The organism is Citricoccus sp. I39-566, from assembly GCF_031432995.1.
Lineage (GTDB): Bacteria > Actinomycetota > Actinomycetes > Actinomycetales > Micrococcaceae > Citricoccus > Citricoccus nitrophenolicus_A.
Window position 1 is genome coordinate 2,377,869 of the sequence record NZ_CP133842.1, and the last position, 26,676, is coordinate 2,404,544.

Sequence of the window (26,676 nt, forward strand, 5' to 3'; positions counted from 1 at the left end):
GGACCCCATGACCGAGAACCCCGCCCAGCGCTCCACTTCGGAGACCACCCCCCAGACAGGCAACCAGGCCGGCGACCAGGCAGGCACCTCCGGCCGGGACGCCGCGGCCATCGCCGGCGGCCCGCTCCGTCAGGCGGTGATCATCGGCGGCAACCGCACGCCGTTCGCCCGGTCCCACGGCGCCTACGCCAAGGCCTCCAACAAGGACCTGCTGACCTCCGCGCTGGACGGCCTCGTGGCACGCTTCGGGCTCCAGGGCGAGCGGATCGGCGAGGTCGCGGCCGGCGCCGTCATCAAGCACAGCAAGGACTTCAACCTGACGCGGGAATCGGTGCTCGGCACGGCGCTGGACGCGGCGACGCCCGCCCACGAGGTGCAGATCGCCTGCGCCACGGGCATGGAGGCCATCGGCGGACTGGCCAACAAGATCCGCCTCGGCCAGCTCGACTCCGCGATCGGCGGCGGCGTGGACTCGATCTCCGACGCACCCCTGGTCTTCAACGACGCCGCCCGCGCCATGTTCATGGAACTGAACCGTGCCCGCAGCACGCAGGAGAAGATCAAGGCCGTGCTGAAGTTCCGGCCCGGTCACCTGGCGCCGCAGGCCCCCGGCACCGAGGAACCCCGCACCGGGATGTCCATGGGCGAGCACCAGGCCCGCACCACGCACCGGTGGGGCATCACCCGGAAGGCGCAGGACGAGCTGGCCCTGGCCAGCCACCAGAACCTGGCCGCCGCCTATGAGCGCGGCTTCTTCGACGACCTCATCACCCCGTTCGGATCGTTGTCCCAGGACAACAACATGCGGGCCGACTCCACCCTCGAGAAGCTCGGCTCGCTGAAGCCCGCCTTCGGCCGCGACCTCGGTGACGAGGCGACCATGACCGCCGGCAACTCCACCCCGCTGACGGACGGCGCCTCAGCCGTGCTGCTGGGTTCAGAGGAGTGGGCCGCCGCCCGGGGCCTGCCGGTCCTCGCCGACTTCGTGGACTTCGAGACCGCCGCGGTGGACTTCGTGGACGGCGACGAGGGGCTGCTCATGTCTCCCGCCTATGCCGTGTCCCGGCTGCTCAAGCGCCAGGGCCTGTCCCTGCAGGACTTCGACTACTACGAGATCCACGAGGCCTTCGCGGGCACCGTGCTCTCCACCCTCAAGGCCTGGGAGGACGAGGACTTCTGCCGCAACCGGCTGGGGCTGGACGCCCCGCTGGGTTCCATTGACCGGTCCAAGCTGAACGTCAACGGCTCCTCGCTGGCGGCCGGCCACCCCTTTGCCGCCACCGGCGGACGCATCACGGCCGTCCTGGCCAAGATGCTGCATGAGAAGGGCCCGGGTTCACTGGGCCTGATCTCGGTGTGTGCCGCCGGCGGGCAGGGCATCGTCGCGATCGTCCGGGGGCGCTGAACCGATGGCAGCACAGGCTGACACCTACACCGCCCTCGTCAACCAGCCCCTGGGGAAGAGGATCGCCACGGCCCTCGGGCTCCCGCAGCCTGCCGTCCTCCGCCGGTACCAGCCCGGACAGGCCCTCGTGGAGGGCTCCGTGCTGGTCCTGGGGGAGGGCCACGCGGCCGATGAGGCGGCGGCCATCCTGCTCGACTGGGGCGTGGACGTGCGCCGCCAGCCGGCTCCGGCGGACCGCTTCGGCGCCGTCGTCGCCTGCTATGACGACGCCGGCACCCCGGCCGATCTGTCCGCCACCACCCTGCGGCTCGGCTCCGTGCAGCGCCAGCTGGGGCGAGGAGCCCGCGTGATCACCGTGTTCCGTGATCCGGCCGCCACCGCGGACCCGGCCGCGCGCGCCGCCCGCAGGGGCGTGGAGGGGATGACCCGCTCCCTCGCCCACGAGATGCGCCGCGGTGCCACCGCCAACGGGCTCGTCCTCGGGCAGGACACGGCCCTGTCCAGCGCCGGGGCCACCGGTGCCCTGCGGTTCCTGCTCTCGGCCAAGAGCGCCTTCGTCTCCGGTCAGTTCCTCCCCGTCACCGCCGAGGCCGGCGCGCTGCCCGCGGACTGGGAGAAGCCGCTGGCCGGCAAGGTCGCGGTCGTCACCGGTGCCGCGCGCGGCATCGGCGCCGCCATCGCCGAGACGCTGCACCGGGACGGCGCCACCGTCGTGGGCGTGGACGTGCCGGCCGCCGGCCAGGCCCTGGCCGGCGTCGTGAACCGGCTCTCCGGCACCGCACTCCAACTGGACATCACCGCGGCGGATGCCGGCCAGAGGATCCTGGCGCACTGCGCCGAGCGGCACGGCCGCCTGGACATCGTGGTGCACAACGCCGGCATCACCCGGGACAAGAAGCTCGCGAACATGGACGCGGCGCGGTGGGACTCCGTGATCGCGGTGAACATCGAGTCCCAGCTGGCCATGAACCGGGCCTTCCTCGGCGCGGCGGGCCGGGGGACCGTGGCCGCACCGCTGCGCATCGCCTCCCTCGCCTCCACCTCCGGGATCGCGGGCAACGGCGGCCAGACCAACTACGCCGCCTCCAAGGCGGGCGTGATGGGCATGGTCTCCGCCACCGCCGCGGAGATGGCCGCCTCGGGCGGCACCATCAACGCCGTGGCCCCGGGGTTCATCGAGACGGAGATGACCGCGAGGATTCCGGTGGCCACGCGGGAGATCGGCCGTCGCCTGAACTCGCTGCAGCAGGGTGGCCAGCCGGTGGACGTGGCCGAGGCCATCGCCTTCCTGGTCTCCGACGCCGCCGGCGGGACCTCCGGCCAGACCCTGAGGGTCTGCGGCCAGGGACTGATGGGGGCCTGAGCATGGAACGCGAGAGCATGACGCCGCTGGCCTCGAGCTACCGGGCCGCCCTGGCCACCGCGGCCACGGACGCGCTCCTGAGGCGCCGGCGCCCCCCGCGGCTGCCGGGCCGCACCGTGGTGGTGCAGGACCACCAGATCCCCGCAGATCTCGTGGCGCGGTATGCCGAGCTGTTCCACGCAGGTGGGCCGCTGGACCCGCGGGACGTGCCCTCGGTGCTGGTCCACGTGGCCGCCTTCCCGGCGGCCATGGAGCTGATGGCGGACCGCGAGTTCCCCCTGCCCCTGCTGGGCATGGTGCACCTGGAGAACCGCGTGGTGCACCATGCCGCCGTGCCGTCCGGGGCACCGCTGACCGTGGCCGCCTCCGCCACGGCCCTGGCACCGCATCCCTCGGGGACCACCGTGGACCTCGTGGTCACGGTGCACGGCCCCGGCGGGCCGGAGCGTGCCCCGCAGCTGCTGTGGGAGGGCACGTCCACGTACCTGGCCACCGGGGTGCGCCTCGAGGGCCAGGAGCGACCGCCCCGGGCCGGGCATCCCCCGTTCGTGCCACCGGACCTGACCGCCCGGTGGTCCCTCCCGGGGTCCACGGGCCGGGGCTACGCCGCGGTCTCGGGGGATTACAACCCCATCCACCTGAACCCGCTGACGGCCCGGGCCCTGGGACAGAAGGGCATGATCGCCCACGGGATGTACCTCGCCGGGCGCATGCTGGCCGGCCGCGAGCCGGCGGGCGGCGGCTACTCCTGGCAGATCGGCTTCGCCACGCCGGTGCTCCTGCCCGGAACGGTGTCCCTGGGCTTCGCCCACCCGGCACCGGGCCGCACGGAGGTGACAGCGTGGGACGGCCGCCGGCAGCGGCCGCATTTCACCGGGTCCATCACCGATTCCGCCACCGGATCCACCACTGCAGACCAGCCCGCCGGCCGCACCCCTCAGAGCTCCTCGTAGGCGGCGGAGAGCCGGGCGGCCATGGCCTCCCAGCCGAAGCCGTGGGCCCGGCGCGCCGCCGCCGGGCCCAGCGACCGCCACGCCGGCAGGTCCGCGGCGATCCGCTCCAGCTCCACGGCCCAGGTGCGCGGGTCCAGTCCGTCCACGAGTCGTCCCGTCCGCCCGTCATCCACCGCATAGGCCAGCCCGCCCACCCGGTGGGCCATCACGGGGGTCCCGCAGGCCTGGGCCTCCAGGGCGACCAGCCCGAAGGACTCCGAGAAGCTCGGCACCACCACCACGTCCGCGGCCCGGTACATCTCGGCCAGGGCCTCGGCCGAGACCGGCCCGGAGACGGTGCACCGCTCGCCGAGCCCCGACTGGTCCCGCAGCCGCGCCAGGTCCAGGCCGTCGGATCCCGAGCGGGCGCCGGTGAGGTGCAGGCTCAGCCGGGGGCCGCCGTCGGACCGGCCGTTGGCGAGCCCGGCCGCCCGGATGGCCACCTGCGGCCCCTTGTGCCCCTGGATCCGCCCGGCGAAGAGCACCCTGACCCCCTCGGGGTGGCCGGGCCACCGGCGCGGTCCGTCCGGGTTGAACACGGCGGTGTCCACCCCGGGCGGCACCACCGCGATGCGCGCGGGCTCGGCGCCGTAGTGGGCGACCAGCTCGTCGCGCTCGGCGGGAGTGTTGGCCACCAGCAGGTCGGCCGCCTCGGCGATCTGCTGCTCGGCGGCCTCCCGTGCCTCCGGCTCGCTCGAGTGCTCGTCGCGGGCGTTCTTGACCGCCGCCATGGTGTGCATGGTGTGCACGATCGGCGCCTTCAGGTCCGCGGACACGGACAGCCCGGCGAGCCCGGAGAGCCAGTAGTGCGAGTGGACGACCCAGCGGCAGTCGTCCCCGTGGCATCCCCCCGCCGCGCTCAGCGCCGCGGGGGCGGCGGCGGCGAACTCGTCCACCCAGCGGGGCAACTCCTCCTTGGGGACGGCGGCGGCGGGCCCGGCGTCCACGGGGACCACCCGGGCCCGGGCCGCGCCGGGGACCGTCGGCACCGGAAGGTCCCGGACCCGCTGGCCGGCCCGGTCGCGCCGTGTCAGGACCCAGACGGGATGCCCGCCCCTGGCCAGCGTGATCGCCAGCTGGCGGACGTAGACGTTCATGCCGCCGGCATCGCCCTGTCCGGGTTGCGCCAGGGGAGAGGTGTGCAGGGACACCATGACCACCCCCAGGGATCGAGGCAGCCGCGTCACGGCGCCGGGGTCTCCGGCCCGCCGGGGGCGCCGGGGTCCAGCTCGCGGTCCACGGCGTCGAGCAGCCGGGCGAAGCCCGGGACGGCGTCCAGGTCGTCGATCAGCACTGGCCGGCCCGCGGCGTCGGCCAGCGGCACCTCCCAGTTGGGGTACTCGTGCTGCTGGGTGCCCGGCTGGTTCTGGATGCGCAGCTCGCCCACGGCGTCCACGAGCGCCACGCAGTGCAGCAGGGAGGGTGCCTGCGCCAGGTACCGGTGCAGCGCCACCACGACGTCGGCCCGCTCGGCCGGGTCGGAGAGGTCCGGTTCCGCACCGGCCGGGTAGAAGCCCGCCTCCTGCAGGGCCCGCAGGTAGGCCTCGCGCTCGTCGGCGGCTCGCTGACGCTCGCCGACGGGATCGTTCAGCAGGCCGAGCCGTTCCCTGAGGTCCACGTGGAGCCCGGTGAGATAGCCGGCGGTCGGGGGCAGGTCATGGGTGTTGACCGAGGTCAGGCACTGCCGGCGGTACTGCTGCGGCGGCCGCGGGGCGCCGTCGTGCTGCTCGAACCACAGGATGGAGGTGCCGAGCAGGCCGCGCTGGGCCAGGTAGTCCTGGACCCAGGGCTCGAAGGTTCCCAGGTCCTCCCCGACGACGACCGCCCCGGCCCGGTGCGCCTCGAGCGCCAGGATGCCGATCATCGCCTCGTGGTCATAGCCCACGTAGGCGCCGTGGAGGGGCGACTGGCCCACCGGCACCCACCAGAGGCGGAACATCCCGAGGATGTGGTCCACCCGCAGGCCGCCGGCCCGGCGCAGCATGGAACGGAGCATGTCCCGGTAGGCCCGGTAGCCGGTCTCCGCGAGGCGTTCCGGATGCCACGGGGACTGCGACCAGTCCTGACCCACCTGGTTGTACATGTCCGGGGGAGCCCCCACGGACATCGAGGACACCAGCAGGTCCTGCAACATCCAGGCGTCCGCGTTGTTCCGGTCCGCCCCGACCGCCAGGTCCTGCATGAGTCCGAGGCGCATGCCCGCCCCGCGGGCGGTGGACTGGGCCGCGGCGAGCTGCTCGTCACAGAGCCACTGCGTCCACCGGTGCAGGTCGACCTCCTCGGCCATCTCCCTGCGGTATCGTTCCGCCGTCTGCCCGCCGGGGACCAGCTCCGGGTCCCGCCACGCCGGGTCGTCGGCCGGCAGGTGCGAGCGCAGAGCGCACCACAGGGCGAAGTCGTCCAGGCCTTGGCCCTCCTGGTCACGGTAGGCGCGATAGGTCTTGTCCCGTCCGGGGGAGCGGGGGACCCCGTGGAGCCAGCGCAGGGCCGTCAGCTTGTCCGCGTACGCGGCGTCGCGGTCCAGGGAGTCTGCCGCGGTGTTGTCCGCGCGCCGGCCCGCGGCCAGGCCGTCCACCTTGGCCCGCAGGTCAGGACCGGCGTCGGCGTACTCGGGCAGGTCCTCGATCCGCAGGTACATCGGGTGCGTGAACCGACGGGTCGAGGGGGAGTAGGGCGAGGAGACCACCGGGGGCTGCGGGGCGGAGGCGTGCAGCGGGTTGGACAGCACGAAGTCACCCCCATGGGCCGCAGTCTGCACGGCCAGGTCCGCCAGGTCGTGGAGATCACCCAGGCTCCAGGAGGCGGCGGACCGGGCTGAGTACAACTGCACGGACAGCCCCCAGCCGCGGTGCTCGTGGAAGGACTCGGCCGTGTCCAGCCGGTCCGGCACCACCACCAGCGTGGCCTCCACCCCGCGTTCCCCCTCCGGGTGCCCCTCCTCCAGCCGGGCCCGGAGCAGGTGCCAGCCCAGCGGCAGGTCGTGCGGAAGCCGGAAGGTGGCCTGGCCGACCAGCTCTCCCGAGACCTCCTGGGGTTCCGTGAAGTCCTCCAGCTGCTCCAGCGGCCACACGCTCCCGTCCTCCAGCAGGGCGTCCACGGTGACGCGGCTGCCGTGCCGGAGGTGGACCTGGACGGACGAGCCGGACCCCGCCCGGCAGACGGTGGTGTGGGGCAGGACCCGGCGCCACGGGGCCAGCCTGCGGTGTTCGAGCGCGGACTCCAGTCCGGCCAGGCCGTCCGGTGCCACGGGACAGCCGAGCGCGGTCAGGACGGCGGCCAGCGTGTCGCCGGACACCTGCCGTTCGAGTCCGTCGTGCCCTCGGTAGGACGTCTGGATGCCATAGGCGTGGGCCAGCCGGTGGAGCACGTCACGGGCTTCGGTCATGGCTGGGCGGCCTCCTTCGACTCCGGGTGTCTGCCGGGCGCCGGTCTCGGTGCCCCACTGCAGTCCCGATTATGGCAGGCCGGAGGCGGGGGCCGATGGCGTCTCAACCCTGGGCCATCGCGGGCGGCAGGCAGGCCATCTGCCGTTCCGTCAGGCCGGACCGGATGGCGCGGAGATGGTCCGGGGTGAAGGCCGGCGCCTCCTCGGTCTTCATCGGCGTGCGCGAGGACCACGTGAACGTCACCGAGAGGCGGTCGCGGGCCACCGGAGGAGTGGCCCGGTGCAGCAGCCGGCAGTTGTCCGCCACGACCGCGGTCCACTTGGGACCCGTGGCGGTGGTCACCGATCCCGGGGCGACCATCCGGATGACCTTGGTGTCGTCCACGAAACCCGCCACGTAGTGCAGCCGCTCCACCGCAGAGAGGGTCTCGGCCAGGGGCACGAAGGCGTAGGGTCCGCCCTCGTCGTCCACGTCGTTGAGCCACACCAGGATCTTGACGGTGCGCGGGTCCTCGGCGTCCCGGTGCCACTGGCGCACACCGACGGTCTGGTTGTTCCCGACCTCGCGGCGGACGTCGGCGCCGTAGTAGCGGGCCGGCACCCCGAGGTAGTTCTCGACGATGTCCAGCAGCCGGTCCTGGAGCCCCCACCGCCACAGGGACAGGTCGGCCAGGAGCTCATCCAGGGAGGGCCGCACCGTGCTCGCCCGGCCCGGGGCCATCGCCGCCAGGGGGCCCGCCACCCGGTCCAGGGCGGTCTTCAGGGCATCCGTGGTGGGGATGGCCAGATCGTCCAGGCGTCCGATGCGGACGCCCTCCCGCTGCAGGGTGGAGACGAGCGCGGCCTGGTCGGGGTCCAGGGCCGGAAGGTGCGGGGCCCACTTGCGGCGCCGTTCCTCGTGCAGGCCATCGGCCGCCCAGCGCAGGGGCGTCACATTGGTGAGAATCTCTCGTTTGACCCGGTTCGCGAGCCGACCGAAGGGGCTCGTCACGGCCTCGGCAGTGATCATGGACGGTACGTTAGGCGACCCTAAGGCCGGTTGGCGAGCTCATGAGCGGCTGGCAGGTGGTGGTGGGGTATCGGTCCGGTCACGGCGGGGGGGCGATCCACGTAGGCGGGGCGGGCGAGGTGGAGACAGGAGGGGGAGACAGAGGGTGGAACGGTGCCTGGAACGAGAGCGGCCCCCGGCCGTGGACCTCGTCCACGGCCGGGGGCCGATCCATCCTGTGCGCGGAGGGGGACTTGAACCCCCACGCCCTTGCGGGCACAGCGACCTCAACGCTGCGCGTCTGCCAATTCCGCCACCCGCGCGCACATTCTCAGTTCCGCTCCCTCGAAAGGCAGCGCTGATAATCCTAACACCCTTTTCAGGCCCCGCCGCACACGGCACCGGTTCACCCTCCAGCACGGCGTGGGCCAGCTGGCTAGGGTGGACCCATGAGCACCACTTCCCGCGAGCCCGCCGCAGAGCCGTTCCGTGACGAGGTCGTCCGCCTCTGCCGGGACCTCATCCGGATCGACACCTCCAACTACGGCGGCAACGACTCCCGCGGTGAGCGCGAGGCTGCCGAGTACTGCGCCGAGCTGATGCGCCAGGCCGGGATGGAGCCGCAGATCTACGAATCCTCCCCGGGCCGGGCCAGCGTGGTGGGCCGGGTGGCCGGCTGGGACCCTCAGGCCCCGGCCCTCATCCTCCACGGCCACCTCGACGTGGTCCCGGCCGAGGCCTCCGAGTGGACCGTGGACCCGTTCTCCGCCGAGCTGAAGGACGGCATGGTCTGGGGCCGTGGGGCGGTGGACATGAAGGGCATGGACGCCATGATCCTGACCGTCCTGGGACAGCTGCACCGCAGCGGGAGGCGGCCACGCCGCGACCTGATCGTCGCCTTCTTCTCGGACGAGGAGGCCGGCGGCGTCTACGGGGCCCGCTGGATGGTGGACGAGCACCCGGAGGTCTTCGCCGGCGCCACCGAGGCCATCAGCGAGGTCGGCGGCTTCTCCACCGAGCTCCACGGCCAGCGGGCCTACCTGCTGCAGACCGCGGAGAAGGGCCTGGCCTGGCTGAACCTGACCTCCACCGGCGCCCCCGGACACGGTTCCTCCGTGCACCCGGACAACGCCGTCACCCGGCTCTCCGGGGCCATCCAGCGCATCGGCACCCATGAATGGCCCCTGCACTACACCAAGACCACCCGCTCCCTGCTGGAGCAGGTGGCCGAGATCTGCGGGGTCGCGTTCGACGAGGCGGACCCCACGCCGCAGCTCGAGGCCCTGGGCTCGGCGGCCCGCTTCGTGGGCTCCACCCTGCGCAACAGCACGAATCCCACCGGGCTGACGTCGGGCTACAAGCACAACGTCATCCCGGGCCGCGCCGAGGCCACCCTGGATGTCCGCTTCCTGCCCGGTGAGGAGGAGGACGTCATGGCCACCCTCCGGGACCTGGCGGGAGAGGGCGTCGCCTTCAGTCACGAGCACCGGGACATCTCCCTGGAGGTGCCGTTCTCCGGCGGCCTCGTGGACCTGATGGTCGAGTCCATCCAGGCCGAGGACCCCGGCGCGCCCGTGCTGCCGTTCATGATGTCCGGCGGGACGGACAACAAGTCCCTGTCCCGGCTCGGCATCGCCGGCTATGGGTTCGCCCCCCTGCAGCTGCCCGCGGACCTGGACTTCACGGGCCTGTTCCACGGGATCGACGAGCGGGTCCCCGTGTCCGCCCTCGACTTCGGCTGCCGCGTCCTGGACCGGCTGCTCGAGTCCCGCTAGACCCGACACCCGACCCACCGGAACCCGAACCCCAGGAAAGGACGCCGCATGATCGACCCGGCGACCGTGCTGACCACCGACCTCCTGGACGGCATCCGCGCCCGGGCCGCGGGATACGACGAGGCCAACGCCTTCCCTCACGAGGACCTGCGGCTGCTGGAGGAGGCCGGCTACCTCGGCGCCCTCACGCCCACCGCGGACGGCGGGCTCGGCTGGGACCTACCGGCCGTCGTCGCCGCCCAGCGGCTGCTGGCCCGGCACTCCCCGGCCACCGCGCTGGCCGTGAACATGCACCTGATCTGGAACGGCGTGGCCCACATCCTGCGCCGGCAGGGGGACGAGTCCCTCGGCTTCATCCACCGGGAGTCGGCGGCCGGGGAGATCTTCGCGTTCGGCATCTCCGAGGCCGGCAACGACGCGGTGCTCTTCGACTCGGACACCGTGGCCGAGCCCCTGGCCGGCGGCTCCTTCGGGTTCACCGGCACCAAGATCTTCACCACGCTGTCCCCCGTGTGGACCCGGCTCGGGACCTTCGGCAAGACGCCCGACGGCGGCCGGCTGGTCTTCGGCTTCCTGGACCGTTCCGCAGCGGGCTGGGCGGCGGACGGCTCCTCGTGGGACATGCTCGGCATGCGGGCCACCCATTCCCACACCACGCGGCTGACCGGCGCGGTGGTCCCGGCCGAGCGGATCGTGCGGCAGATCCCCACGGGGCCGAACGCCGACCCGCTGACGTTCGGCATCTTCGCGTCCTTCCTGACGCTCGTGGCGGCCGTCTACACCGGCGTGGGGGAGCGGGCCCTCGAACTGGCGGTGCAGCACCTGGGCCGCCGGCGGTCCAAGGTCACGGGAGAGGCCCTCTCGCAGGACCCGGTCCTGCGGTACAAGGCGGCGGAGGCCTCCCTGCGCCAACTGACGATGGACACGCAACTGCGATCCGTGGCGGCGGATATCGAGGCGGGAGCGGACCTGGGGGCCGAGTGGTTCCCGCGGCTGGTGGCCAACAAGACGATGGCCGTCCGCACGGCCAAGGCCCAGGCGGACTTCGCCCTGGAGGCCTCCGGCGGCGCGTCGTATCACCGCGGCCACGAGCTGTCCCGGCTCTACCGCGACGTCATGGCCGGGGTGTTCCACCCCTCGGACGACGAGTCGGCCCACCAGACGCTCGCGAACGCCCTGCTGGGTCCCGTCAATCGGTGAGCGAGAGGGTGGACCGCACCCGCATGATCCGGCGGCGCATCCAGTACCGGCGGGCGCCGCCACGGTAGAGGACGGTGCGCTGCAGCTCCCATTTGCCGTACTCGGCGTGCTCCACCACCCGCTGGCGCGCCTCGGCCACGGAGTCCCGCGGCGCCACGGTCATCACGAGGTACTCCCAGTTCTGGCGCTGTGCCAGCGAGTCCAGCCCGCTGGTGATCTCCTGTTCGCGCATTCGTCTCCCTGCAGGTCAGCCGTTGAAAGGAAACCCTATGCCAGAGCCGGAGAAAACGGCTACCGTGGTGCCATGAGCATCGACCCCCGCGTGGCCCTGGAGGCCTTGGTTTCCGCATTCGAAGAACATCTCGCGGCCGCCACCGGCAAGCGTGATGACGACGACCCGGCGGTGGAGTCGGCCTTCTTCCGGGTGGCCGATTCGTTCGAGGCCTACGAGGATGCCCTGTACGCCGCCACCGGCGAGTTCACCCCGCTGGACGTCTATGACGATGACGATGAAGACGACGACGATGCGGACGGGGACCAGGACGGCGAGGACGACCTCGGACCCCGCGGATAGCGCCGCTGGCCGGGACCGCGGGGCGGGTCGCGGCGCGGGGGAGGCCGTGGCCGTGACGTAGGGTTCTCTGATGTGAACTGGTTAGAAGCGATCATCCTGGGCCTGGTCCAGGGCCTGACGGAATTCCTCCCCATCTCCTCCTCGGCGCACCTGCGCATCGTCGGGGAATTCCTGCCCGGGGCGTCCGACCCGGGGGCCGCCTTCACGGCCATCACCCAGATCGGTACTGAGCTGGCCGTGTTGATCTTCTTCTGGAAGGACATCGTCCGGATCATCTCCCGGTGGTTCGGGTCCCTGGCGGGCAAGGTCGAGCGCAACGACCCGGACGCCCGGATGGGCTGGTTCATCATCGTCGGCTCGATCCCCATCGGCGTGGCCGGGCTGCTCTTCGAGGAGTCCATCGACACCTCGTTCCGGTCCCTGTGGATCGTGGCCACCACCCTGATCGTGTTCGGCCTCCTGCTGGCGGTGGCCGACTCGCTCGGCAAGCAGACCAAGCCCCTGGAGAAGCTGACCCTGCGGGACGGCATCCTCTACGGCCTGGCCCAGATGATGGCGCTGATCCCGGGCGTCTCCCGCTCCGGCGGCACCATCACCATGGGCCTGGCCCTCGGCTACACCCGGGAGGCCGCCGCCCGCTACGCCTTCCTGTTGGCCGTGCCCGCCGTCTTCGCCTCCGGCTTCTACAAGCTGTTCAAGGCCCTGTCCGATCCGGGCCAGTCCTCCGCCTACGGCATGGGGGAGACCCTCGTGGCGACCCTCGTGGCCTTCGTGATCGGCTACCTGGTCATCGGCTGGCTCATGCGGTTCATCACGACCAATTCGTTCAAGCCGTTCGTCTGGTACCGCATCGGACTCGGCCTGCTGCTCTACATCCTGCTCGGCTTCGGAGTGATCAACGCCTGATGGAATCCTGGAACACCCCCCTCCCCGCCCGGTTGCCCGTCCAGCCGGACCGGCTCAAGCTCTACGACACCGCCTCCCAGTCGGCACGCCACCCCGGCAACCTGGCCGAGGCGTCGCTCTACGTCTGCGGCATCACACCCTATGACGCCACCCACCTGGGACACGCCAACACGTACGTCACCTTCGACCTGCTGGGCCGCTACTGGCGGGCCTGCGGGCTGCCCGTCACCTACGTCCAGAACGTCACGGACGTGGACGACCCGCTGCTGGAGCGGGCCACCGCGACCGGCGTGGACTGGCGGGACCTCGCGGCCGAGCAGACCGAGCTGTTCCGCTCGGACATGGAAGCGCTCAACGTGCTCGCCCCGGACCATTACGTCGGGGCGACCGAGACGGTCGACTGGGTGGTGGACTCCGTGGAGGCCCTCGTGGCCAACGGCACCGCGTACCCGGTTCCCGGGACGGACGGCGGGCCCGACGGCGACATCTACTTCTCCATCGACGCCGCGGAGGCCGCCACGCCCTGGACGCTGGGCAGCGTCGGGCGCCTCAGCGCCGAGGAGATGACCACGGTGTTCCCGGAACGCGGCGGGGACCCCTCCCGGCCCGGCAAGCGCCACCGGCTGGACCCGCTGCTCTGGCGGGTGGCACGTCCCGGCGAGCCGACGTGGGACGGCCGGTCCCTGGGCACCGGTCGCCCCGGCTGGCACATCGAATGCTCGGCGATCGCCCGCCGGCTGCTACCCGCGCCCTTCACCGTGCAGGGCGGCGGCTCGGACCTGCGGTTCCCGCACCACGAGTTCAGCGCAGCCCACGCCACGGCCGCCGACTCCCGGCCCCTGGCGCAGGCCTTCGTGCACGCCGGGATGGTGGGACTGGACGGGGAGAAGATGTCCAAGTCCCTGGGGAACCTGGTCCTCGTCTCGAGGCTGCGGCGCCAGGGGGTCGAGCCGGTGGTCATCCGCACCGCGCTGCTCTCCAACCACTACCGGGCCGACTGGGAGTGGACCCAGGAGCTGCTGACCGAGTCCATGGACCGCGTTGCCCGGTGGCGCAGCGCCCTGGAACTCGAGGAGCCGGCCGACGGCTCCGCCGTGCTGTCCGCTGCCCACCGCGCGCTGTCCGAGGACCTCGACGCCCCGGCTGCCCTCGGGGAGATCGACCGCTGGGCCGAGCAGGCCCTGGCCAGGGCCGGGGGGAACCCGGGGGAGCGGGGACCGCAGGCCGGGCCTGGAACCCGGCCGGCCGACGTCGACCCCTCCAGCCCGGACGTGCGCACCGCCGTCAACGGCCTGCTGGGCCTCGCGCTCTAGTCCCGGCCGCGGCGCCGGAGGTACCGCTCGAACTCCTGGGCGATGGCCTCGCCGGTGGCCTCCGGCAACTCCTCGGTGTCCCGTGCCCGCTCGAGCTGCTCCACATAGGCCGCGACGTCAGGGTCCTCCCCGGCGAGCTCGTTCACGCCGCGCTCCCAGGCCTCGGCGTCCTCCGCGAGGGCCGTGAGGTCCAGTGGGATCTGCAACAGGTCCTCGATCCGGCGCAGGAGGGCGAGCTCCGCCTTCGGGGACGGGGCCTGGGAGACGTAGTGGGGGACCGTGGCCCACACGGAGACCGTCGGCAGCCCCGAGCGGGCCGCCGTGTCCGTGACCACGCCGACGATGCCCGTCGGTCCCTCGTAGGTGGGCCGCCTGGCGCCGAGCATCTCCCGCAGCTCCGGGTCGGCCGTGGCCGGGGAGGCCGGCAGGGGCCGCGTGTGCGGGACGTCGGCCAGCAGGGCGCCGAGCATGATCACGGCGTCCACGTTCTGCTCGGCGGCGTGGGTCAACAGCTCCGCCGTGAAGGCCTGCCACCGATAGCTCGGCTCGGCCCCGGACACGAGGATCATGTCCAGGCCCTCCACGTCCACGGCGCGGTACATCCGGGTCCGGGGCCAGGACAGCGTCCCCAGCCCGTCGGCGTCCCGCACCACCGTGGGCCGCGTGAACTGGTAGTCGTAGTAGTCCCCGTCCGTGAGGGAACCGGCCGCCGAGGCGCGCCACTGGTGGCGCAGCGCATCGACCGCGCTGGTCGCCGCGTCCCCGGCGTCGTTCCACCCCTCGAAGGCCGCGATCATGACCACCGGCCGGCGGCCTGAGACCGTTCCGACCAGATGGTCACGCCATCCCGTCGGGCCGGCCGGGGTTCCGTCCATCTGTGCCATGACTGCCACCCTAGACCCGTCCGAGAGGCCGGTGCCAGACGTGCGGGAGATGACCGGGCGGAGCCGGAACCGCCACTAGACTGGGCACCATGCCCCTGCGACCCACCCCCGGCGTGCCCCACCCCCCTGGCCTCTCCGACCCCACCACCGCAGCGGACGGCGCATCCGGGCGCGGCGCGGGGCCGCTGCCGTCGGCGGTCTTCTGGGACATGGACGGCACCCTGGTGGATACCGAGCCGCTGTGGAACGCGAGCCAGCGCGCCCTGGTGGAACAGGACGGCGGGCGGTGGACCACGGAACTGGCCCACTCGCTCGTGGGCCAGGCCCTGGACCACGGCGCGCGCCTGCTGCAGGACGCCGGGGTCACCCTGGGAGTGGGGGAGATCATCGAGCACACCATGACGGACGTGGTCCGCGCGGTGCGCCGGACCGTCCCCTGGCGCCCGGGAGCGCGCGAGATGCTGGCCGCCCTGCGCCACGCCGAGGTGCCCTGCGCGCTCGTCACCATGTCCCACGCCCCGCTGGCCGCGGTGTTCGCCGAGTCGCTGCCCGCGGGCACCCTCGAGTTCCTGGTCACGGGGGACATGGTGCTCCGGGGCAAGCCGGACCCGGAGCCCTACACCACCGCGCTGGGCGTGATGGCCCGCCGGCATGCGGGACTGGACCCGTCGGCCTGCGTGGCCGTCGAGGACTCCCTGCCCGGGTTGCGCTCGGCCGCCGGGGCCGGACTGGCCACGGTGGCTGTCCCCCACGTCATGGCCGTGCCGGACGACCCCCGGTGGGAGCAGTGGACCACCCTGGCCGGACGCACGCCCGGCCAGCTGGCCCAGGTGGCCGCGCGCCGCTCGGCGGCCTCGTGAGCCACGACTCCCTCGAGGACGCGGAACCCCGCCGGGGCATGCTCCGCCTGGGCAGCCTGATCGGGGTCCCCGTCTACCTGTCCTGGAGCTGGTCCCTCATCGCCCTGTTCGTGGTGGTGCTGTTCGGGCCCCAGGTCCAGCGGCTGTTCCCCGAGCTGGGTGCCGGAGCCTACGGCATCGCCTTCCTGTACGCGGTGCTGCTGCTGGTCTCCGTCCTCGTCCATGAGCTAGCGCACGCCGCCAGCGCCAAGGCGTTCCGCTGGCCCACCACGGAGATCGTGCTCAACCTGTGGGGCGGGCACACCCAGTTCGGCAATTTCCAGGCCACCCCGGGCCGCTCCCTGGTCACCGCACTGTCCGGTCCGGCCGCCAACGTGTTGCTCGCCCTGGGCGGCCAGCTGCTCATGACCCAGGCGGATCCGGGCGGCGTCGGTAGTCTGCTGCTGGGCATCTTCACGTATGCGAACTGGCTGGTCGCGATCTTCAACGCCCTGCCCGGACTGCCCCTCGACGGCGGCCGGATCGTCGAGTCAGCGGTCTGGGCGGCCACGGGGGACCAGGACAAGGGGACCATTGCCGCCGGGTGGGCGGGACGGGTCATCGTGCTGGCCCTGACCGCCGGCGTGGTCCTGGTGCCCCTGCTGCAGGGCCGGCCGCCGGACATCCCGCTCATCGTCATCCTGGTGATGGTCGGCTACTTCCTGTGGAGCGGCGCCACCGAGTCCATCCGCGGTGCCCAGCTGCGGCTCCGGGTGCCGTCCCTGACGGCCGCACAGCTGATGCTCCCCGCCATCGGCCTGACGAACACCGCCACAGTGGCCGAGGTCCGGACCCGACCCGCCGGCACGCTGGCCGTGCTCGTGGGACCCCATGGCCTGCCCGAGGCCATCGTGGACGAGTCCGCCCTCGCCGCCGTCCCGGACGAGGACGCCGGATCCGTCCCGGCCGCCGCAGCGGCCCGGGCCCTGACCCAAGGGGCCATGGTGCGGGCCACCGACGCGGGCCGCCCCCTGGTGGACCGGCTCGCCGGCGTGGAGGGCGGCGAATACGCTGTCCTCGCACCGGACGGGGCCGTCTGCGGCGTGCTCCGCCAGGCCGACGTGGTCGAGTGGCTGACCACCGGACGCCGGCGCTGACCCGCTGAGCCGTCACCGACCTCCCACCGACCCCAGACCACAGACCACAGACTAGGAAGACCCCCACGCATGACCGACTCCCCGATCGAGAACCCTGCCGATGCCCCGGCACGCCCCGCGCCGACGGGGGCCGGCGAACGCCGGGGACCGCTGCGCCCCGGCCAGCGCGTCCAGCTCAAGGATGCCAAGGGCCGGCTGAACACGGTCACCCTGACGGAGGGGGGCCAGTTCCACAGCTACCAGGGGGTCCTGCACCACGACGACCTGATCGGTGGGCCCGACGGGGTCGTGGTGGCGAACTCGGCCGGTCACGACTACCAGGTCCTGCGTCCGCTCCTGAGTGACTTCGTGCTGTCCATGCCCCGCGGCGCCACGGTCGTCTACCCCAAGGACGCCGGCCAGATCGTCCAGATGGCGGACGTCTTCCCGGGCGCCACGGTGGTGGAGGCCGGCGTCGGGTCCGGGGGGCTGTCCATCTCCCTGCTGCGCGCGGTCGGTGACTCCGGGCAGCTGCACTCCTACGAACGGCGGGAGGAGTTCGCCGACGTGGCCCGCGCCAACGTCCAGACCTTCTTCGGCGGTGAGCATCCGGCCTGGCGGATCCACCTCGGCGACGCGCAGGACCGGATGACCGCGGTGCACGAGCCCGGCTCCGTGGACCGGGTGGTCCTGGACATGCTCGCCCCCTGGGAGTGCCTCGACGCCGTGGCCACGGTGCTGGCCCCCGGCGGGGTCTGGATCAACTACGTGGCCACCGCTACCCAGCTCTCCCGCGTGGCGGAGGCCATCCGCGAGGACGGCCGATTCACCCAGACCGAGGCCTCGGAGACCATGGTGCGCGGGTGGCATCTCGACGGCCTCGCCGTGCGGCCGGACCACCGCATGGTGGCCCACACCGGCTTCCTCCTGGCCTGCCGCCGGCTGGCCACCGGGCAAGAGGCCCTGGCCCTGAAGAAACGGTCCAAGGTCTCCGAGTTCAAGGCGGTGGACGTGGAGGCCTGGCAACCGGCCGACGAGAACCGCTGGACCCCCCAGGCCCTCGGCGAACGGCCCGTGACGGACAAGAAGGCCCGCAAGGCGGCGCGGGAGGCGGCCTCCATGGAGCAGCGGGGCGCGCGGCGGCACCTGGAGGATCTCTGACCTAGGATGGATGGGCAAGGCTGACCTTCGAGCACTCCGATCCGGTTGGCCGGAAAGGTCTCCATGAGCGATCCCACCACCGCAGACTCCGGGCTGACACACCAGCTGGACGCGGCCAAGCGGCGCGCCGCCACCCTCGTGGAGAAGAACCGGACCCTCGAGTACCAGCTGGACACGGCGGCCCGGAACAACCGGCGCATGGTGGACCTGCTGGACCAGACGCGGCAGGAGATCACCACGCTCAAGGCGGCCCTCGAACTCGACGGCGAGGCCCCGTTCTCCTTCGCCACGGTCCTGGAGGTCCACGCAGCCCGCGAGCCCGTGGAGGGCCACGAGATCGCCGCGGCGGTCCAGGGCGGGGTGGACGTGCTGCACAACGGCCGTCGGCTGCGCGTCGCCGTGTCCCCGCTGCTGGACCCGGCCCGGATCACGCAGGGCGCCGACGTCCTGCTCAACGACTCCCTCTCGATCATCGCCCTGCTGGAGGCGGAACGCACAGGCGAGCTGGTCCGCGTCAAGGAGACACTGGACGACGGACTGCTGGTCGTGGTCGGGCGTGGCGACGAGGAACGCGTGCTGCGGCGCGCCGACCGGCTGGCCGGCCAGCGCATCCGGGTCGGGGATGCCGTGACCGTGGATGCCCGGACCGGCCTGGCCCTGGACCTCATCCCGCTCAACGAGGTCCAGGACGTGGTCCTGGAGGAGGTCCCGGACGTCAGCTACGAGGACATCGGCGGCCTGGCGGATCAGATCGACCAGATCCGCGACTCCATCGAGCTGCCCTTCCTGTACCCGGGGCTGTACCGGGAGCACGGGCTCAAGGCACCGAAGGGGATCCTGCTCTACGGCCCGCCCGGCACCGGCAAGACCCTCATCGCCAAGGCGGTGGCCTCCTCCCTGGCATCCCGCTCCACCGAGGAGCACCGCTCCTACTTCCTGAACATCAAGGGCCCGGAGCTGCTCAACAAGTACGTGGGCGAGACGGAGCGTCACATCCGCACCATCTTCGCGCGGGCCCGGGAGAAGGCCTCGGACGGCTACCCCGTGGTGGTGTTCTTCGATGAGATGGAGTCCCTGTTCCGGACCCGCGGCTCCGGGGTCTCCTCGGACGTGGAGACCACGATCGTCCCCCAGCTGCTCGCCGAGATCGACGGGGTCGAGCGGCTGGACAACGTCATCGTCATCGGTGCCTCCAACCGCGAGGACATGATCGACCCGGCGATCCTGCGTCCGGGGCGCCTCGACGTCAAGATCCGGGTCTCCCGCCCGGATGCCGCCGGCGCGGCGGACATCTTCGGCAAGTACGTCACCGAGTCCCTGCCGCTGCACGCCTCCGAGATCGACCGCCACGGCAGCCGCGGGGCCGCCGCGGCCGCCCTGATCTCCGCCGCCACCGAGCGGCTGTTCGCCCGAGGCCCCGAGACCGAGTACCTCGAGGTCACCTACGTGGACGGCTCCACCCGGATCCTGCACTTCGCCGACTTCACCTCCGGCGCGGTCATCGCCAACATCGTGGACCGCGCCAAGAAGCACGCCATCAAGGACTACCTGTCCGCGAAGACCGCACCGGCCACGGCCGCCACGGCCGACGCCTCGAAGGGGCTGCGCACCGAGCACCTGCTGCAGGCGATCGCCGAGGAGTTCGCCGAGCAGGAGGACCTGCCGAACCACGCCTCGCCGGAGGAGTGGGCCCGGATCTCCGGGCATCGCGGCGGCCGGGTAGCGGGGCTGCGGATGCTCCTGCACCAGGAGCCCCGGTGACCCACGTGCCCCAGGTGCCGGCCGCCGTCGTCCCCGCGTGGCCCGGCCAGCGGGGGCTGGTCCCGGACGCCGCGGCCCTGCCCGCCGGACGGGACACCGCCGGCTGGGGCGTGCACCGGGTCATGGGGCTGGAGACCGAGTACGGCGTGCACGCGCCGGCGAACCCGGGGGCCGGGCACACCGTGCTGTCCGTCGAGGTGGTCAACGCCTACGCGGACCTCGTCACCTCCCGAGGCGGCTCCGTGGCCGGCACCGAGTGGGACTACGGCGAGGAGTCCCCGCTCGTGGACGCGCGCGGATGGACGCTGCCGCGCTCCGCGGCCCACCCCACCCAGCTGACGGACCAGCCACTGACGGATGAGACCGGCCAGCCCGTGCACCTGCTGATGAACCTCGTGCTGCCCAACGGGGCCCGGTTCTACGTGGACCACGCCCACCCCGAGTACTCCTCGCCGGAGACCACGAATCCGCTCGACGCCATGGTCTGGGACCAGGCCGGGGACCTGGTGGCGCTGGCGGCCTCCCAGCGCATCGCCCAGGCCGACGGCCAGCCGCAGGTGCTGCTGTACAAGAACAACACGGACAACAAGTCGGTCTCCTACGGAGCCCATGAGAACTACCTGGTGGCGCGCAGCCTGGACTTCGGGGAGCTCACGGCGCGACTGATCCCCTTCTTCACGGCCCGGCAGGTGATCTGCGGCGCCGGGCGCGTCGGGATCGGGCCCACGGGCGGGGCCCCCGGGTTCCAGATCAGCCAGCGCGCGGACTTCTTCGAGGAGCAGGTCGGCCTGGAGACCACGGTGCGCCGGCCCATCGTCAACACGCGGGACGAGCCGCACGCGGACGCGGACCGGTACCGCCGCCTGCACGTGATCATCGGGGACGCCAACCTCTCCCAGTACGCCACGTGGCTGCGCTGCGGCATGACGGCCCTCGTGCTGTCCATGATCGAGCTGGGCACGGCCCCGGAGATCGAGCTCGCGGACCCCGTGACGGCCCTGCAGAGCATCAGCCACGACCCGACCCTGCGGGCCACCGTGCCCCTCATCCGCCCGCTCGACGGTACGCGCGAGGTCACCGGGCTGGACCTGCTGGAGGTCTACCTGCGCGCCGCCGAGGCGCACGTGGAGCGGTTCGGCATGGCGGACCCGGCCACCCGCGACGTCCTGAACGCCTGGCGGGAGGCCGTCCAGACCCTGCGGACCGATCCGGCGGCGATGGCGGACCGGCTGGACTGGGTGGCGAAGTACCAGCTGCTCGCCGGCTACCGGGAGCGTCACGGCCTGGGCTGGGACGATCCCCGGCTGGGCATGATGGACCTGCAGTACGCGGACCTGCGCCCGGACAAGGGCCTCTACCAGGCGCTCCTGCGGCGCGGATCCATCCGCCGGCTCGTTCCGGACCAGGACCTGCACGACGCCGTCGCCCGGCCCCCGCGGGACACCAGGGCCTGGGTGCGCGGCAGGACCGTGGAGGCCTTCGGCCGGCACGTCGTCGGCGCCAGCTGGGACACCCTCCTGGTGCGTCAGGACGGTGCGGGCCCCCTGTACCGGTTCCACCAGCGCGAACCCCTGGCCGGCTCTGCCGCGCAGGTCCCGGGCCTGTTCGACGACCCGCGCGCGGCCGGTGCCTATGACCGGCTGCTCGAGGCCCTGGCCCGCGTGCAGTCCAGGCGTTGACCCTCCGGGCCCCACCGTGAGGACACCTTCCACCACCTAGGAGTGACCATGTCACAGCAGTACGGTTCATCCTTCGACCGTGAGGACGAGACGCCCGAACCCGAGACCCCGGCGCCCGCCGGCGGCTCGGCCCAGGCGCAGACCGCCGACCTGGACAGCCTGCTGGACGAGATCGACTCGGTCCTGGAGACCAATGCCGAGGAATTCGTCAAGGGCTTCATCCAGAAGGGCGGGCAGTAGCCCCGTGGACCGCAGGATCATGGGCGTCGAGACCGAGTTCGGCGTCCACTACTCCCATCCGGGCTCTCGACCGCTGACGCCCGAGGAGGTCGCCCGGTACCTCTTCCGGCCCGTGGTGGAGTGGGGCCGCTCCTCGAACGTCTTCGTCTCCAACGGCTCCCGCCTGTACCTGGACGTGGGTTCCCACCCGGAGTACGCCACCGCGGAGTGCACCACCCTGGACGAACTCGTGGCGGTGGACAAGGCCGGCGAGCGGGTCATGCAGGAGCTGATCGACCAGGCCACCGAGCGGATGGCCGCCGACGGCTTCGCGGGCACCATCTACCTGTACAAGAACAACGCTGACTCCGCGGGGAACTCCTACGGCTCCCATGAGAACTACCTGCTGAACCGGCGCACCGAGTTCCGCCGCCTCTCCGAGGCGCTGATCCCCTTCCTCATCACCCGTCAGCTCATCGCCGGCGCCGGCAAGACCGTTGCTGCCACCCCCGATGACGACTCCCTGCCCGGCTCGCCCCGCCGGGAGGCCCACTTCGCCTTCTCCCAGCGGGCCGACCACGTGCTGGAGGGGATCTCCTCCGCCACCACCCGGTCCCGGCCCATCATCAACACGCGGGACGAACCCCATGCGGACGCCGCCGAGTACCGCCGGCTCCACGTGATCGTGGGCGATTCGAACATGTCCGAGACCACCCAGCTGGTGCGCTTCGGGGCCACCGACCTGATGCTGCGGATGATCGAGGCGGGGACACCACTAGGCGACCACCAGCTGGCCAAGCCCATCCTCGCGATCCGGCAGGTCTCCCACGACCTCACCGGGACCACCCCGCTGGAACTGCGCAACGGCAGCGCCCGCTCGGCCCTGGCGCTCCAGCGCCACTACCTGGAACAGGCCACGGCGTTCGTCCAGCGCCACGGCGCCCACCACGAGAGGGTGCCCGCCGTCCTGGACCTCTGGGAACGCGCGCTGGACGCCGTGGAGTCCGGGGACTACTCCGGCATCGACACGGAGATCGACTGGGCCATCAAGCACCGGTTCCTCTCCCGGTACGCCGCCAAGAACGACCTGGACTGGGGTGCGCCGCGGTTGGCCCAGCTCGACCTGTCCTACCACGACATCACCGCGGGCCGGGGGCTGTTCTCCCTGCTGCAGGCCCGCGGAGCGGCCGCCCGGTTCCTGGACGACGCCGCGATCGAGGATGCCGTGGACCATCCGCCGCCCAGCACCCGGGCCGTGCTGCGCAGCCGGTTCATCCGGGCGGCGAGGGAAGCGGGCCAGGCCTACTCCGTGGACTGGACCCACTTGAAACTCAACGACCGGCCCCTGCACGCCATCGGCATCAAGGACCCGTTCCAGACCAGCTCGGACCGGCTCGAGGCGCTCATCGGCTCCCTGCGGAGCGGCGATGCCTCCAGCGTCCACCCAGTCTGACGTGACAGACTGGCTCCATCCCCGTCCCGCCCTACCGAAGGATCCCATGTCCCGCACGCCGTCCCGATCGCGCCGGTTCCGCGCCGCCGCCCCCCTGTCCCTCTCCCTCGTCGGTGCCCTGCTCCTGGCCGGCTGCGCCGCACCGGAGCCACGCGGCGCCGGTGACGTGGAGGCCCTGGAGCCGGTCTCCCTCAGCCTCACGGAGGACGGTGCGCCAGAGGTCACCGTGGACGGGACGATCGAGGCCACGGAGATCTCCTCCCGCGTCCTGAAGGACGGCGACGGCGAGGAGGTCAACGAGGGCGACCTCGCCCTGGTGCAGACCGCGATCGTGGACCCCGAGTCCGGGGAGGTCACCGCGGAGAACTTCACCCAGGGTGCCGAGGCGGTCTTCCTCAACGAGACGCTGAAGGAGGGCAACGACGTCCTCTACGACATGCTGGACCAGAACAAGGTCGGCGCCCAGATCTCCTTCTTCATGCCGGCCTCCCAGCTGGGCCAGGGCGCCACGGACCAGCTGATGGTCTTCCAGATCGCCGACTCCCGCCCGGCACGGGCCGAGGGCGAGCCGGTGGAGGTCACCGACGAGTCCCTGCCCGCCGTGACGCTTGACGAGGAGTCCGGTGAACCCACGATCGCCGCGCCGGAGGGTGACGCCCCGGAGGACCTCGTGGTCCAGCCTCTCATCCAGGGCGACGGCGAGGAGGTCGGCGAGGGCGACTACGTGACCATCCACTACAAGGGCGTGAAATGGTCCGACGGGGAGGAGTTCGACTCCTCGTGGTCCAAGGGCGCACCGGCCGGTTTCCAGCTGGCCAGTCTGATCTCCGGCTGGAGTGAGGGCCTGCAGGGACAGAAGGTCGGCTCCCAGGTCCTGCTCGTGGTGCCCCCGGCCCAGGGCTACGGCGAGTCGGATGGCCACGAGCTCCAGGAGGAGACTCTGGTCTTCGTCGTCGACATCCTGCACACCATGCCGCCGGCCCAACCGGCGCCCGCCCCGCAGCCGGAGGGTGAGGGGGACGCGGAGGAGGCTCCGGCGTCACCGTCGGCCTCGCCGTCCGCGTCTGAGTAGTCTGGTGCCCACGGCCGGTCGGGAACCGGCCCTGTACGCCTCGACCCGCAGCCCCTGACGGAAGGAAACCACCATGTCCTTTGGACAGCGCAACTACGACCGCACCCGACCGGAGATCGAGTTCCCCGGTGACACCCCGCCGGAGGACCTCGTGATCGAGGACCTGGCCGAGGGCTCCGGTCAGGCCGTGCAGGCCGGGGACCGGGTGTCCTGCCACTACCTCGGCGTCGCCTGGTCCACCGGGGCCGAGTTCGATGCCTCGTGGAACCGCGGCCAGCCGCTGGACTTCCAGGTCGGCGTCGGCCAGGTCATCAAGGGCTGGGACGACGGCCTGCTCGGCATGAAGCCCGGCGGCCGTCGGCGCCTGGAGATCCCGCCGCACCTGGCGTACGGCGATCAGGGCGCCGGTGGAGAGATCGGCCCGGGCGAGACGCTGATCTTCGTGGTGGACCTCGTCGGCATCAACTGACCCCACCGTGTCCGCCGCCTCGCCCGCCCGCTCCACGGAGCGCATCGTCTCCCTGCTGTGGGTTCTGCTGGCCGGCGGCCGGCGCGGGGTCACCCGGGACTACCTGGTGAAGGCGGTGGACGCCTATGCCCTCTCCACGTCCCCGGCGGCTCTGGAGAAGATGTTCACGCGGGACAAGGAGGTGCTGAGGGGCATCGGCGTCCCCCTGGAGGCCTTCACGGTCCAGGACGAGACCGGCTTCGAGTCCTCCGATCCGGTCGCGGACACGCGGTACCGGATCGACGAGGACCGGATGTACCTTCCGACCGTCCCGTTCAGCAACGGGGAGCGACTGGCCCTGATGCGGGCGGAGTCCGCCTGGGCGGGCTCGGACCTGGGTCACGCCGTGGTGCGGGCCCTGGGCCGGGTGGACGCGGGGGAGGACTGGCTCGACACCCGGTCCGCCTCCGACCACGAGGCCTTCGGCGTCCGGCTGGCGGGCGCCGACCGCTACCTCACGGAACTGGGAGACGTGGTCCGCGACCAGGCGGTCATCCGCTTCTCCTACCGCAAGGTCCACGCCGACCGTCCCGAGGTCCGGACCGTGCGGGCGTGGGCGCTGACCAACCCCACCGGGGTGTGGTACCTCGTGGGCTGGGACCTCGACCGCGGCGAACAGCGGACCTTCCGCCTGACCAGGATCGAGTCGGACCCCGTGGTGGTGACCGGGTCCCGCGGCATCGGGCCGGCCCCGTCCCGACCGGCCGATCTCGACCTCGCGGCCGTGCGCGCCGCGGTGTCCGGCGAGCGGACGCCCGCCAGCACCCGGCTGCGGCTGGCCGCGGGCCGCGCCGTGCAGCTGCGACTCGGCGCCGAGGTCCTCGCCTCCGAGCCGGACGCGGACCTGGTGCGGGTGACCTACACCCGCCCGGCCGAGATGGCCGGGTCCATCGCCGCCGCCGGCCCCCTCGCGACGGTGCCGGACGCCGATGATCCGCTGCACGCCGCCGTCGTGGCCCTGCTGGACGCGGCCCTGGCCGCCCACGCCGCCCCGGCCCCCGACGTCACGCTCACCGCGCCCCGGCGGCGCCGCAACCGCCGCAGCGACCGGGACCGGGTCGCCGCCGTGGTGGACGCCATCGGCCTGGCGAACCGGCGGGACGGGATCGGCCGCGCCGAGCTGGCAGAACGGCTCAACGTCCGGGACGGCGAACTCGACGCCCTGCTGAACGAACTCTGGTTCTGCGGCATGCCCGAGCGCCAGTTCGCCGGCCAGCAGTTCGAGGTCCACGAGCAGGGGGGACGGATCCGCATCACCCAGGCCGAACGACTCTCCGGACCGTTGCGCCTCAGCGTCCCCGAGGCGGCGGCCCTGGTGATCGGCCTGCGCGCCGCAGCGGGGATCCCCGGCCTGACGGACCAGGAACGGCGGGACACGGACTCGGCCCTGCACAAGATCCTCGAGGCCTCGGGGCCCGAGGTCCACCAGGCCGGCGAGGGCATCGTCGCCGGGTTCGACGTCGGCCCCCACGCGGCGCTGGCCGGCAGGCTCCATGCCGCCGTCCGGGAACGGCGATTGGTGCGGTTCCGGTACCACGCGGCCGCCACGGACGAGTCGACCCAGCGGACCGTGGAACCGCTCCGGCTGACCGCCGAGTCCGGCCACGGCTACCTCCAGGCCTGGTGCCGCACCAGTGACGGCCTGCGGAACTTCCGGCTGGACCGGATCGACGCACTCGAGGAGACGGGGGAGGGCTTCGAACCCCGGGAGGCACCCCCCTCCGATCACCTGTTCAGGTCCCGGGGTGACGAGACCACCGTGACCGTCCACTTCGCCCACCGGATCCGGGACCTGGTCCCCGGCTTCGACCCGGCCCGCACGGCCACCCTCGAGGACGGCTCGGTGGTGGCGGAGATCCGGCTGGCCCGTCCCGACTACGCGCACGCGCAGGCGGCCCGGTTCGGCGGGGAGTTCCGGGTCCTGGCCCCGCAGCACCTCGCCGAGTCCACCGTGGACTGGCTGCGCCGCGCCCGCGCCGGATACGTCACCGACTGTTCATCCCCGCGGGACGGAACCACGGCCCGGCGCCCCGACGGCGTGGCGTAAACTCGAGACCGTTCAA

23 protein-coding genes and 1 tRNA gene are annotated in these 26,676 nt (G+C 72.4%); 18 read left to right on the top strand and 6 right to left on the bottom strand.

Features of this window, described 5'->3' with window-relative positions; all coding sequences use genetic code 11:
* Positions 1–7: 7 nt before the first annotated feature.
* Genes RE421_RS10895 through RE421_RS10905 form a run of 3 tightly spaced genes read left to right on the top strand, consistent with a single transcriptional unit; the run spans position 8 to position 3,721 of the window.
* A complete protein-coding gene (locus RE421_RS10895) occupies positions 8–1,405 on the top strand; it encodes an acetyl-CoA C-acetyltransferase (protein WP_309809624.1) in 1,398 nt (465 codons plus the stop codon).
* 4 nt (positions 1,406–1,409) lie between these two features.
* The gene (locus RE421_RS10900) at positions 1,410–2,768 is read left to right on the top strand and encodes a 3-oxoacyl-ACP reductase (protein ID WP_309809626.1); all 1,359 of its coding nucleotides are present in this window, start codon (positions 1,410–1,412) and stop codon (positions 2,766–2,768) included.
* 2 nt (positions 2,769–2,770) lie between these two features.
* Positions 2,771–3,721, top strand: coding sequence for a MaoC/PaaZ C-terminal domain-containing protein (locus RE421_RS10905; protein ID WP_309809629.1), 951 nt, complete (start codon positions 2,771–2,773; stop codon positions 3,719–3,721).
* Here the strand turns inward: RE421_RS10905 and RE421_RS10910 are convergent.
* From RE421_RS10910 to RE421_RS10925, 4 genes are all read right to left on the bottom strand, one after another.
* On the bottom strand, positions 3,706–4,947 hold the full coding sequence (locus RE421_RS10910) for a glycosyltransferase (protein ID WP_309809631.1): 1,242 nt from the start codon (positions 4,945–4,947) through the stop codon (positions 3,706–3,708). The genes RE421_RS10905 and RE421_RS10910 overlap by 16 nt on opposite strands.
* Positions 4,944–7,145: a 4-alpha-glucanotransferase gene (gene malQ, locus RE421_RS10915; protein WP_309809633.1), complete on the bottom strand. Its 2,202-nt coding sequence runs from the start codon at positions 7,143–7,145 to the stop codon at positions 4,944–4,946. Before malQ ends, RE421_RS10910 begins: the two co-directional genes overlap by 4 nt.
* A 103-nt stretch (positions 7,146–7,248) precedes the next feature.
* Entirely contained in the window at positions 7,249–8,154 is a 906-nt protein-coding gene (locus RE421_RS10920) for a hypothetical protein (protein WP_309809636.1), read from the bottom strand.
* 218 nt (positions 8,155–8,372) lie between these two features.
* Positions 8,373–8,456, bottom strand: a tRNA-Leu gene (locus RE421_RS10925).
* Between the two features lie 126 nt (positions 8,457–8,582).
* Between RE421_RS10925 and RE421_RS10930 the strand changes: the two genes are divergently transcribed.
* Both RE421_RS10930 and RE421_RS10935 read left to right on the top strand, forming a co-directional pair.
* Positions 8,583–9,908, top strand: coding sequence for a M20/M25/M40 family metallo-hydrolase (locus RE421_RS10930; protein WP_309809637.1), 1,326 nt, complete (start codon positions 8,583–8,585; stop codon positions 9,906–9,908).
* Between the two features lie 51 nt (positions 9,909–9,959).
* Entirely contained in the window at positions 9,960–11,108 is a 1,149-nt protein-coding gene (locus tag RE421_RS10935) for an acyl-CoA dehydrogenase family protein (RefSeq protein WP_396134650.1), read from the top strand.
* Here RE421_RS10935 and RE421_RS10940 read toward each other — a convergent pair.
* Positions 11,098–11,340, bottom strand: coding sequence for a DUF5703 family protein (locus tag RE421_RS10940; RefSeq protein ID WP_309809640.1), 243 nt, complete (start codon positions 11,338–11,340; stop codon positions 11,098–11,100). The two genes, RE421_RS10935 and RE421_RS10940, sit on opposite strands and share 11 nt — an antisense overlap.
* A 72-nt stretch (positions 11,341–11,412) precedes the next feature.
* Between RE421_RS10940 and RE421_RS10945 the strand changes: the two genes are divergently transcribed.
* The 3 genes from RE421_RS10945 (at position 11,413) to mshC (ending at position 13,901) form a co-directional block, all read left to right on the top strand.
* Positions 11,413–11,682 carry a hypothetical protein gene (locus RE421_RS10945; protein ID WP_309809642.1) on the top strand — a complete coding sequence of 90 codons (270 nt, stop codon included), beginning with the start codon at positions 11,413–11,415 and terminating at the stop codon, positions 11,680–11,682.
* Between the two features lie 72 nt (positions 11,683–11,754).
* On the top strand, positions 11,755–12,588 hold the full coding sequence (locus RE421_RS10950; protein ID WP_309809645.1) for an undecaprenyl-diphosphate phosphatase: 834 nt from the start codon (positions 11,755–11,757) through the stop codon (positions 12,586–12,588).
* Positions 12,588–13,901, top strand: a complete 1,314-nt coding sequence (mshC, locus tag RE421_RS10955) for a cysteine--1-D-myo-inosityl 2-amino-2-deoxy-alpha-D-glucopyranoside ligase (protein ID WP_309809647.1) — start codon at positions 12,588–12,590, stop codon at positions 13,899–13,901. The genes RE421_RS10950 and mshC overlap by 1 nt, the downstream gene beginning before the upstream one ends.
* Here mshC and RE421_RS10960 read toward each other — a convergent pair.
* Positions 13,898–14,785, bottom strand: coding sequence for a PAC2 family protein (locus tag RE421_RS10960; RefSeq protein ID WP_396134487.1), 888 nt, complete (start codon positions 14,783–14,785; stop codon positions 13,898–13,900). The two genes, mshC and RE421_RS10960, sit on opposite strands and share 4 nt — an antisense overlap.
* Positions 14,786–14,874: 89 nt before the next feature.
* On the opposite strand from RE421_RS10960, the gene RE421_RS10965 reads away from it, so the two are divergent.
* The 10 genes from RE421_RS10965 (at position 14,875) to RE421_RS11010 (ending at position 26,660) form a co-directional block, all read left to right on the top strand.
* Positions 14,875–15,645, top strand: a complete 771-nt coding sequence (locus RE421_RS10965; RefSeq protein WP_309809649.1) for an HAD family hydrolase — start codon at positions 14,875–14,877, stop codon at positions 15,643–15,645.
* Positions 15,642–16,781, top strand: coding sequence for a site-2 protease family protein (locus tag RE421_RS10970; RefSeq protein WP_309809651.1), 1,140 nt, complete (start codon positions 15,642–15,644; stop codon positions 16,779–16,781). Before RE421_RS10965 ends, RE421_RS10970 begins: the two co-directional genes overlap by 4 nt.
* A gap of 69 nt (positions 16,782–16,850) precedes the next feature.
* Entirely contained in the window at positions 16,851–17,921 is a 1,071-nt protein-coding gene (locus RE421_RS10975) for a tRNA (adenine-N1)-methyltransferase (RefSeq protein ID WP_309809652.1), read from the top strand.
* Between the two features lie 63 nt (positions 17,922–17,984).
* Positions 17,985–19,682: a proteasome ATPase gene (arc, locus tag RE421_RS10980; protein ID WP_309809653.1), complete on the top strand. Its 1,698-nt coding sequence runs from the start codon at positions 17,985–17,987 to the stop codon at positions 19,680–19,682.
* A 122-nt stretch (positions 19,683–19,804) separates the two neighbouring features.
* Positions 19,805–21,361, top strand: coding sequence for a depupylase/deamidase Dop (gene dop, locus RE421_RS10985; protein WP_309817318.1), 1,557 nt, complete (start codon positions 19,805–19,807; stop codon positions 21,359–21,361).
* 48 nt (positions 21,362–21,409) lie between these two features.
* Positions 21,410–21,601: a ubiquitin-like protein Pup gene (locus tag RE421_RS10990; protein WP_309809655.1), complete on the top strand. Its 192-nt coding sequence runs from the start codon at positions 21,410–21,412 to the stop codon at positions 21,599–21,601.
* A 19-nt stretch (positions 21,602–21,620) separates the two neighbouring features.
* Positions 21,621–23,033: a Pup--protein ligase gene (gene pafA, locus RE421_RS10995; RefSeq protein ID WP_309809657.1), complete on the top strand. Its 1,413-nt coding sequence runs from the start codon at positions 21,621–21,623 to the stop codon at positions 23,031–23,033.
* Between the two features lie 46 nt (positions 23,034–23,079).
* The gene (locus RE421_RS11000; RefSeq protein WP_309809659.1) at positions 23,080–24,105 is read left to right on the top strand and encodes an FKBP-type peptidyl-prolyl cis-trans isomerase; all 1,026 of its coding nucleotides are present in this window, start codon (positions 23,080–23,082) and stop codon (positions 24,103–24,105) included.
* Positions 24,106–24,178: 73 nt separating this feature from the next.
* Entirely contained in the window at positions 24,179–24,574 is a 396-nt protein-coding gene (locus RE421_RS11005) for an FKBP-type peptidyl-prolyl cis-trans isomerase (RefSeq protein ID WP_309809661.1), read from the top strand.
* 7 nt (positions 24,575–24,581) lie between these two features.
* Positions 24,582–26,660 carry a WYL domain-containing protein gene (locus RE421_RS11010; protein ID WP_309809663.1) on the top strand — a complete coding sequence of 693 codons (2,079 nt, stop codon included), beginning with the start codon at positions 24,582–24,584 and terminating at the stop codon, positions 26,658–26,660.
* Positions 26,661–26,676: the final 16 nt, after the last annotated feature.

Coding starts and splice junctions, on each gene's coding strand:
- pafA (WP_309809657.1), top strand. CDS start 21,621: ATGGGCGTCGAGACCGAGTTCGGCGTCCACTACTCCCATCCGGGCTCT.
- RE421_RS10930 (WP_309809637.1), top strand. CDS start 8,583: ATGAGCACCACTTCCCGCGAGCCCGCCGCAGAGCCGTTCCGTGACGAG.
- RE421_RS10965 (WP_309809649.1), top strand. CDS start 14,875: ATGCCCCTGCGACCCACCCCCGGCGTGCCCCACCCCCCTGGCCTCTCC.
- RE421_RS11000 (WP_309809659.1), top strand. CDS start 23,080: ATGTCCCGCACGCCGTCCCGATCGCGCCGGTTCCGCGCCGCCGCCCCC.
- RE421_RS10900 (WP_309809626.1), top strand. CDS start 1,410: ATGGCAGCACAGGCTGACACCTACACCGCCCTCGTCAACCAGCCCCTG.
- RE421_RS10920 (WP_309809636.1), bottom strand. CDS start 8,154: ATGATCACTGCCGAGGCCGTGACGAGCCCCTTCGGTCGGCTCGCGAAC.
- dop (WP_309817318.1), top strand. CDS start 19,805: ATGGGGCTGGAGACCGAGTACGGCGTGCACGCGCCGGCGAACCCGGGG.
- RE421_RS10895 (WP_309809624.1), top strand. CDS start 8: ATGACCGAGAACCCCGCCCAGCGCTCCACTTCGGAGACCACCCCCCAG.
- RE421_RS11005 (WP_309809661.1), top strand. CDS start 24,179: ATGTCCTTTGGACAGCGCAACTACGACCGCACCCGACCGGAGATCGAG.
- RE421_RS10945 (WP_309809642.1), top strand. CDS start 11,413: ATGAGCATCGACCCCCGCGTGGCCCTGGAGGCCTTGGTTTCCGCATTC.
- RE421_RS10940 (WP_309809640.1), bottom strand. CDS start 11,340: ATGCGCGAACAGGAGATCACCAGCGGGCTGGACTCGCTGGCACAGCGC.
- arc (WP_309809653.1), top strand. CDS start 17,985: ATGAGCGATCCCACCACCGCAGACTCCGGGCTGACACACCAGCTGGAC.
- mshC (WP_309809647.1), top strand. CDS start 12,588: ATGGAATCCTGGAACACCCCCCTCCCCGCCCGGTTGCCCGTCCAGCCG.
- RE421_RS10990 (WP_309809655.1), top strand. CDS start 21,410: ATGTCACAGCAGTACGGTTCATCCTTCGACCGTGAGGACGAGACGCCC.
- RE421_RS10960 (WP_396134487.1), bottom strand. CDS start 14,785: ATGGCACAGATGGACGGAACCCCGGCCGGCCCGACGGGATGGCGTGAC.
- RE421_RS10975 (WP_309809652.1), top strand. CDS start 16,851: ATGACCGACTCCCCGATCGAGAACCCTGCCGATGCCCCGGCACGCCCC.
- malQ (WP_309809633.1), bottom strand. CDS start 7,145: ATGACCGAAGCCCGTGACGTGCTCCACCGGCTGGCCCACGCCTATGGC.
- RE421_RS10905 (WP_309809629.1), top strand. CDS start 2,771: ATGGAACGCGAGAGCATGACGCCGCTGGCCTCGAGCTACCGGGCCGCC.